Origin of the sequence: Pseudorhodobacter sp. (assembly GCF_030452865.1) — a bacterium.
Taxonomy (GTDB): domain Bacteria; phylum Pseudomonadota; class Alphaproteobacteria; order Rhodobacterales; family Rhodobacteraceae; genus Pseudorhodobacter.
Genome location: NZ_JAKDLJ010000145.1, coordinates 1 through 8,037 on the forward strand (window position 1 = coordinate 1; position 8,037 = coordinate 8,037).

General features: G+C 60.0%; 7 protein-coding genes. 3 read left to right on the forward strand and 4 right to left on the reverse strand.

Annotated features, from left to right (window positions below):
- The 3 genes from L0H65_RS10070 to L0H65_RS10080 form a co-directional block, all read left to right on the forward strand.
- A partial coding sequence (locus L0H65_RS10070; protein WP_301458744.1) for a penicillin-binding protein 1A occupies positions 1-2,239 on the forward strand: 2,239 nt, incomplete at its 5' end.
- Between the two features lie 116 nt (positions 2,240-2,355).
- On the forward strand, positions 2,356-3,483 hold the full coding sequence (prfB, locus tag L0H65_RS10075) for a peptide chain release factor 2 (RefSeq protein WP_301458745.1): 1,128 nt from the start codon (positions 2,356-2,358) through the stop codon (positions 3,481-3,483).
- Between the two features lie 81 nt (positions 3,484-3,564).
- The gene (locus L0H65_RS10080) at positions 3,565-4,341 is read left to right on the forward strand and encodes a DUF2189 domain-containing protein (RefSeq protein WP_301458746.1); all 777 of its coding nucleotides are present in this window, start codon (positions 3,565-3,567) and stop codon (positions 4,339-4,341) included.
- Between the two features lie 70 nt (positions 4,342-4,411).
- Here the strand turns inward: L0H65_RS10080 and L0H65_RS10085 are convergent, their stop codons facing one another.
- The 4 genes from L0H65_RS10085 to bcp all read right to left on the reverse strand — a co-directional run bounded on the left by L0H65_RS10085 (position 4,412) and on the right by bcp (position 7,762).
- Positions 4,412-4,972, reverse strand: a complete 561-nt coding sequence (locus tag L0H65_RS10085; RefSeq protein ID WP_301458747.1) for a polymer-forming cytoskeletal protein — start codon at positions 4,970-4,972, stop codon at positions 4,412-4,414.
- On the reverse strand, positions 4,962-6,302 hold the full coding sequence (locus L0H65_RS10090) for a M23 family metallopeptidase (RefSeq protein WP_301458748.1): 1,341 nt from the start codon (positions 6,300-6,302) through the stop codon (positions 4,962-4,964). Before L0H65_RS10090 ends, L0H65_RS10085 begins: the two co-directional genes overlap by 11 nt.
- Before the next feature lie 171 nt (positions 6,303-6,473).
- A complete protein-coding gene (locus L0H65_RS10095; protein WP_301458749.1) occupies positions 6,474-7,304 on the reverse strand; it encodes a ferritin-like domain-containing protein in 831 nt (276 codons plus the stop codon).
- Positions 7,301-7,762 (reverse strand): thioredoxin-dependent thiol peroxidase, encoded by a 462-nt coding sequence (gene bcp / locus L0H65_RS10100; RefSeq protein WP_301458750.1) that lies wholly within the window; start codon positions 7,760-7,762, stop codon positions 7,301-7,303. Before bcp ends, L0H65_RS10095 begins: the two co-directional genes overlap by 4 nt.
- Positions 7,763-8,037: the final 275 nt, after the last annotated feature.

Sequence of the window (8,037 nt, forward strand, 5' to 3'; positions counted from 1 at the left end):
AGCGGGGATTGAGGCGATCCGCTCTCGCGGCAAGAACGTGCGCGGGGCGTCCACCATCACGCAGCAGGTGATGAAGAACTTTCTTCTGGGTGGCGAACGTAAGGTGGAACGCAAGATCAAAGAAATCATCCTTGCCACCCGCATTGAGGAGACGTTGAGCAAGGAAAAAATCCTTGAACTTTACCTCAATGAGATTGATCTGGGCCAGCGCAGCTTTGGTGTTGCCGCCGCAGCACAGACTTATTTCAACAAGATACTGTCAGACTTGACACCGGGGGAAGCCGCCTATCTGGCCGCATTGCCGAAGTCACCGGGGCGCGGCCTGAACCCGGTCAAGGATTATGCCCGCGCGGTGGAACGGCGTAATTATGTGCTGCGCGAGATGTGGCAGAACGGCTATATCACCGAAGCCGTGTATCGGTCCGAAAAAGACCTGCCGCTGAAAACCGTGCAGAACGGGGATTACCCCGCCTTCCGCGACAGCTTGCCGCCGCGCGACTATTTCACCGACGAAATCCGTCGCCAGCTTTCCGGCACTTTCGGGGAAAAAGAGTTTTTTGAAGGTGGCTTGACCATCCGCGCCACGGTTGACCCGAGTTTGCAGACCGAAGCCGCAAAAGCCTTGCAGGCCGGGCTCGAAGGGTTCGACCGTTCCATCGGCATCTGGAATGGCACCCATAAGGTGATTGACCCCGCGCAATTGACCTCCGAGGCGAGCTGGCGGGAGGCACTCGCGGCGGTTGACGTTGCCCGTGACATCGACGGCTGGAAACCTGCGGTGGTGCTTGAAGTCGGTGAGAAATCGGCCCGGATCGGCATTGAAGGCGTGGCGGAGGACGCAGACGGCCATTTCATCCCACCCGAAGACGTGACCTGGGCGCGCAAGCGACAGGGCGATGGCCGTTTGGGGCGTAAGGCCAAAGTGGCGGGCGATCTGGTCTCGGTCGGCGATGTTGTGCAGGTGCGCGCCGTGACCAATGACAGCGACGGCAGTTTCGTGCGGTGGAGCTTGCGGCAAGTGCCGGAAATCGAAGGCGGTTTCATGGCGATGGACGTGAATTCCGGCCGGGTTCTGGCGATGCAGGGTGGGTTTTCCTATCAACATTCGGTATTCAACCGCGCCACACAAGCGCAGCGTCAGCCCGGCTCCAGCTTCAAGCCGTTTGTCTATGCGGCCGCTCTGGACAGTGGTTTCACCCCGGCAACCATCGTGATCGACGCACCGATTGAGGTGAACACGCCACAAGGCATCTGGCGACCGCGCAACTCCTCCAACAAATTCTACGGCCCGACGACATTGCGCACCGGGATTGAGCAATCGCGCAACCTGATGACGGTGCGCGTTGCCGAGGAAATCGGCATGGATGTGGTTGCAGGCTATGCCGAACGCTTTGGGGTTTATGACCGCATGGGCCAATTTCTTGCCAATGCACTCGGCTCGCAGGAAACCACCCTGTTCAAAATGGTTGCTGCCTATGCGATGTTTGCCAACGGTGGCGAACGTGTTGATCCGACGCTGGTTGACCGGGTGCAGGACCGGTACGGCAAGACGATTTACCGCCACGATCAGCGCAAATGCGATGAATGCCAGATGGCGAGCCTTGACCCGAAGGAGATTCCCAAGATCACCTCCAACCGCGAACGGGTGATGGATGCGATCACCGCCTATCAGTTGACCTCTATGATGGAAGGTGTGGTGCAGCGCGGCACCGCCAAAGGCATCAACCTGCCGGTGCCGATTGCCGGCAAGACCGGGACGACGAATGATGCAAAGGACGTGTGGTTCATCGGCTTTTCCTCCAACATCGTGGCGGGCTGCTATATCGGTTATGATAATCCACGCTCCATGGGCCACGCTTATGGCGGCACGGTCTGCGGCCCGGTGTTTGAGCGTTTCATGAAGAAGGCGATCAAGAAATACGGCGGCACCAAGTTCAAAGTGCCACCGGGCGGTTACTTCAAGAATATCGACCGCTTCACCGGTGCCGTACTGGCTGACGGCGCCTCCGGTCCCAACGTCGTTGCCGAATATTTCCGCGAAGGCGAAGACCCGCTCGGCTCCATCGGGTTGATGGTGGATGGCGGCTTTGGCATGGGGTCGAACCTGCCGCTCTTTGCTTACGGCGAAAGCGATGACGGATTCGGCGCGACCACCTCTGTCACCACCGCCAGCGGCAAGACGAAAGCCATTCCGAAAAAGGCCAATTTCGGCACATTGAGTTCGGGCGGCCTTTACTGACGATGATTTGACGCGGCTGCCTTGGGTCGGGCCGTTCGTGCCTGCCTGTCCCCTTGCCCGCAACTTGCCAACCCGTTATCACCGCGAAAAAGTGAACGACCCTCAAGGAAATACCCATGCGCGCCGAGACCCAATCCAATGTGGACGCTATCCGCAAATCGCTGAACCTTCTGGCGCAGCGCATGGATTTGGAAACCGCGCCGCATCGGTTGGAAGAATTCAACGCCATGATCGAGAACCCCGATCTGTGGAACGACCCGGCCAAGGCGCAAAAGCTGATGCGGGAACGTCAGGCGGTGATGGACCAGCTTTCGACCTACAAGCTGATCGACAGCGGCTTGCGCGATAATGTCGAACTGATCGAAATGGGCGAAGCGGAAGACGATGCCGAGATTGTGGTGGAGGCGGAAGACGCCTTGCGCGGCTTGCACGATCTCGCGCGCAACAAGGAATTGGAGGCGCTGCTGAACGGTGAAGCCGATGGCAACGACACATTCCTTGAAGTGAATGCAGGCGCAGGCGGCACCGAAAGCTGTGACTGGGCCTCGATGCTGGCGCGGATGTATGTGCGTTGGGCAGAGAAAAAGGGTTACAAGGTCGAATTGCAGTCGATGTCGGATGGCGAAGAAGCCGGGATCAAATCTGCCGCGTACAAGATTTCCGGCCCCAACGCCTATGGTTGGCTGAAGTCGGAATCGGGCGTTCATCGGCTGGTGCGCATCAGCCCCTATGATAGTGCGGCGCGGCGGCATACCTCATTTTCATCGGTCTGGGTCTATCCGGTCGTCGATGACAACATCGCGATTGATATTCAGGACAAGGATATCCGCATTGATACCTATCGGTCGTCGGGTGCAGGCGGTCAGCACGTCAACACCACCGATTCGGCGGTGCGGATCACCCACCTGCCGACCGGGATCGTCACCACGTCCTCGATGAAATCGCAGCATCAGAACCGCGAAGTTGCGATGAACGCGCTAAAATCGCGGCTCTATCACATGGAGTTGGACAAGCGTAACGCAGCGATCAATGCCGCCCACGAAAACAAGGGGGACGCGGGATGGGGCAACCAGATCCGCTCCTATGTGTTGCAGCCCTATCAGATGGTCAAAGACCTTCGCACCGGGGTCGAAACCTCTGATACCCAAGGTGTGCTTGACGGCGATCTAGATCGTTTCATGGCCGCGACGTTGGCGATGGATGTTTCCGGCAAAAGCCGGGCCGAGGCAAATTCCGACGAATAATCGGCCAATTCCACCTTTCAGATACATGTTTGCGGGATCGGATTTCTGCGGCAAAGTCTTGCCGAACCAGAAGGAGCGCCCATGCCCGACGCCGCCCAGACAATTGCTGCCGCCAAGCCCGACATTCTGATACTGGGGGGCAGTGACCTCCGCGCGGCCTTGCTGGCGGGCTGGCGGGATTTCAGGGCCGCACCGATCTATGGGCTGTTTTTCGCTTCGGTCTTTGTCGCGGGCGGCTGGCTGATCGTTTATGCACTGACGGCGACCGGACAGGTGTGGTGGACGTTGCCTGCCGCAGCCGGATTCCCCATCCTTGGCCCGTTCATCGCCTGCGGGCTTTATGAGGTCAGCCGCAGGCTGGAAGCGGGCGCGCCGCCGTCATGGCGCGCGGTGCTTGGGGTGATCGCGCGGCAGAAGGACCGCCAGATCCCGTCTATCGCAGCCGTCGTCGTGGTGTTCTTCCTGTTCTGGAATTTTCTGGCGCATATGATCTTTGCGCTGTTTCTTGGCTTGCAGGCGATGACCAATATCACCAGTTCATTCGAGGTGTTCCTGACCGCGAATGGCCTTCTGATGCTGCTGGTTGGCAGCATCATCGGCGCGGTGTTCGCGGGGGTGTTGTTCTCGCTGACCGTGGTCAGCCTGCCGCTGCTGCTGGATCGGGAGGTTGATTTCGTGACCGCGATGATCGCTTCGGTATCGGTGGTGTTGACCAACCCCGGTGTCATGCTGCTTTGGGGGGGATTGATCGCGGTGCTGCTGTTTGGCAGCATGGCGATGGGGTTTCTGGGTCTGTTCGTCACCCTGCCAGTGCTGGGCCATGCGACATGGCACCTCTATCGCCGCGCCCTGGCCTGACTGCAAACGCGGCCAAAAGAACAAGGCGTCCCGCAACAGGACGCCTTTTCCGTGTGTGAGCCGGTCGATCTTACGGTTTCGGCGTGGAACCGACAGATGATGCGCTGGAATGCGCGGTACTGCTGGCCCCTGCACTGGCGGGTGCCGGAGAGGTCGGCGGTTGCGGTGCCGGGGTGCCGCTGCGCCCGGAAGCAAGCGGATCGTCTTGACGCTGCACCGAGCCTTCGAAATGCGCGCCGCTTTCAATCGCGATGGTCTTGTGAATGATGTCCCCTTCAACGCGCGCGGTGGAGGTGAGACGCACCTTCAATCCGCGCACCCGGCCAATGACGCGGCCATTGACCACAATGTCATCCGCAACGATTTCGCCGCGGATCGTTGCGGTTTCACCAACCGTCAACAGGTGCGCGCGGATATCGCCTTCGACCGTACCTTCAACCTGAATGTCACCCGTGGTGCGCAGGTTGCCGGTGATCGTCAGGTCGGACGACAGAACCGAAGCCGCAGGCTTGGTTTTGGGGGCTGAGGAGGTAAACTCCGTCGAGCTGCGCGTCGGCGGTTGTTCCGGCGGGCGGGTTTTGTCTGCCTCGGCCTTGGGACCGGGTTCGTTGATCTTGCTTTTAGAAAACATCTGACGCTGCCTTGATAAATGTCATCGGGTTCACAGCAATGCCCCCGACATGGACCTCGTAGTGGAGATGGGTGCCGGTAGACCGGCCTGAACTGCCCATATCACCGATCCGGCCGCCACGCGACACTTTTTGACCGACCGAGACACGGATATTCGACATATGGGAGTAAGTCGTGACGATTCCGAAGGCGTGACGCACTTCGACATGACGACCATAACCGCTCATCCAGCCGGCGTAGGTCACAACTCCGTCAGCGGTGGAATAGATCGGCGTGCCCTGGCCGGAGGCAAAATCCAGCCCCTTGTGGGCGCGGCGGCCTTGGCCAAACGGGTCATTGCGGCTGCCAAAGCCCGATGTGAAGCGGAACGACGATTTCAACGGCATGCCAAAGGGTGCCTTTTCAGCGGCGATCCGGTACATGTTCATCCGGTCCAGCCCTTGCAGGATCTTGTTGGCGCGGCGTTCATCCTTGCCGATTGGGCCGCCACTGGTCGACAAACTGAAAGGCGTCAACGGGCCACCTTGCCCGGAATACCCCTTGCGAACCGAACTGATCAAATCCTGTGGCGACAGACCGGCGGAACGGAACATCTTGTCCAGCGGTTCCATCGAGACGGTTACCGCTTCTTCCAGCTTGGCAAAGATTGCATCGTTCTTGGCTTCCAGCGCCTTTTTCTGTGCGGTGATCATGTCGGTCGCATCTTCGGCGGCCATTGCGGTCAGCGCCATCTGATCGCGTTGCTGTGAGGTTCCGGTCAGTGCCTGCGCCAACACCTCAACGGTTGCGGCGGCATCGCGGGCGCGGCCTTCGCCGGTCCGGGCGGAGCCGGTTTCGGCTTGCAGCGATGCTGTCAGGGTTTCGGATTTGCTGCGCGCGTCGTCACGTTCCTTGATGGTGCGGCGCAGCGTGTCCTGAATCACCTCCACCCCGGTTTCCATTTCGCGCCGCCCGTCTTCGGAGGCCAGTAGCCGGGTCTGCATCGCGCTGACCTCATTCAGTGCAAGGTTGAAGCGTTCCTGCGCGCGCACCGCTTCTTCCGCGCGAAGGTCGCGGTCGGCGGACAATGCGTTCAGCCGCGCCTCATAAAGTGATTGCTGGCGCTGTGCCTGGTCGCGTCCCGATCCGGCGGAGATTGATTCCATCAGCAGCAAGGATGTCGCGAGAATGGTCCATCCCAGAAACAGCGCGGCCCCGCTCACCGCAACCGCCTGCGTCATCGGAGCAAGCCGGATGAATCGCGTATCTGCATCGGACTTCAAAAATAGCCGTTGTTCAGGGAAATAGCGCCCGACAACGCCGTTGATCCGATAAGATAGTCGCTTGAGCACTGGCCCTGATTCCGGTCTTGTTGATCCTGTGGCGCGGTCAGGGCCGAAGCCTCTGCGCCGGGCGCTGATGGGTTTGGATACTAAGCCACGTCGCCGTGTGCAAGATTTTTGACCGGAAAATGGAAATTCGATAGACGCGGGGCTTGAAACCGGCAGGAAACCGCCGACAAATCAGGGCGTTCCGGCATCATCCCGACGTTCGGCCAGCGGCCAGTAGAAATCAGGCGGCAGACCCGCTTCGGCGCGCTTCTCCTCATTGAACGGCGGTTTCAACAAGCCGTGGAAATAGCGCCGCACGAGACTGTGGAACGCATCCTTTGGGTCCAGCCCATCCCGCCCGCACAACCAGTTGAACCATTTGGAGCCGTAGGCGACATGGCTGACCTCTTCGGCATAAATGGTTTTCAATGCGGCGACCGGGGCGTCTTCTCCCGCGTTTTCAAAAATTTCGATCATTCCGGGTGTGACATCGAGGCCACGCGCTTCGAGCACCATGGGCACCACCGCAAGCCGCCCAAAGAGATCATCAGCGGTGTCTTCCGCCGCGCGCCACATGCCGGCATGGGCGGGCAGGGCACCGTAATGGCTGCCCAGGGCTTCGAGACAATCACACATCAGGTTGAAATGCTTGGCCTCATCATCGGCCGCGCGCACCCAGTCATCGTAGAACCCCAAGGGCATCGGAACATCGGTGAAACGCGCGATGATATCCCAGTGCAGATCAACCGCATTCAACTCGATATGCGCAACAGCATGCAGCAAGGCGATGCGGCCTGTGGGGGAGCCGGGGCGGCGGCGCGGCATTTCACGCGGGTCCAAAAGTTCCGGCGCGTTCGGACGGGCAGGGCGCAACGGTGGGGCAGCCTTGCCCACCTCCAACGGAGTCCCTGCGGAGCGCGCCGCAAGCCATGTCGCGGCGTGTTTGCGGCCAAGCGCGGTTTTGGCGCGGCCATCGGCGGTGGTCAGCACCTCCACCGCCATTTCGGCAAGGGTTAGCGTCATGCGTTGCGCACTGCGGCCAGCACAGCCTCGGCATGGCCATCGGCTTTGACCTTGCGCCAGATCTGCTGAATTTCACCTTTCGGCCCGATCAGGAAGGTCGCGCGTTCAATTCCCATGAAGGTTTTGCCGTACATCTGCCGTTCCCCCCAGACGCCGTAATCCTCGCAGGTGTGACCATCCGCGTCCGAAGCAAGGATCAGGCCCAACCCGTGTTTGGCGACGAATTTGTCATGCGCGCCCACACTGTCTTTTGACACGCCGATCACGGTGACACCCGCCTTTGTGAAATCTGCCGCCATGGTGGTGAAATCCTTCGCCTCGACCGTGCAGCCCGGGGTGTCATCCTTGGGATAGAAGTAAAGCACGACGCGGCCGGGGCGAAGGGCGGAAAGTGTCACGCTGCCGCCACCATCGCGCGGCAGGGTGAAATCGGGGGCGATGTCGCCTGTCTGTGGCATTTGCTGTCTCCTGTTGGGATAAACGCACAATCATGTTTTAGTTGCCCGGCGCAGAAGGTAAAGGCAACCCCGGCGTAGTGCCAGACAAAGAAAAGGACAATGCGCGCGATGGCGGGGCCGAAACGGCAGGGCGATAAACCCGATGGGCATACGACCCCGGAAACCGGGTCTTCCGGCGCGACAACCGACGCGGTTGCGCCGCATGTGCCGCGCATCACTCTGCTGCTGACAGACCTGATCATCGAGGCGGAGGAGGAGGCCGACCTTCCTGACCT

What these genes read in the sequence shown, in the direction of transcription:
- bcp (WP_301458750.1), bottom strand. Translation starts at nt 7,762, where the DNA reads ATGCCACAGACAGGCGACATCGCCCCCGATTTCACCCTGCCGCGCGAT.
- prfB (WP_301458745.1), top strand. Translation starts at nt 2,356, where the DNA reads ATGCGCGCCGAGACCCAATCCAATGTGGACGCTATCCGCAAATCGCTG.
- L0H65_RS10080 (WP_301458746.1), top strand. Translation starts at nt 3,565, where the DNA reads ATGCCCGACGCCGCCCAGACAATTGCTGCCGCCAAGCCCGACATTCTG.
- L0H65_RS10085 (WP_301458747.1), bottom strand. Translation starts at nt 4,972, where the DNA reads ATGTTTTCTAAAAGCAAGATCAACGAACCCGGTCCCAAGGCCGAGGCA.
- L0H65_RS10095 (WP_301458749.1), bottom strand. Translation starts at nt 7,304, where the DNA reads ATGACGCTAACCCTTGCCGAAATGGCGGTGGAGGTGCTGACCACCGCC.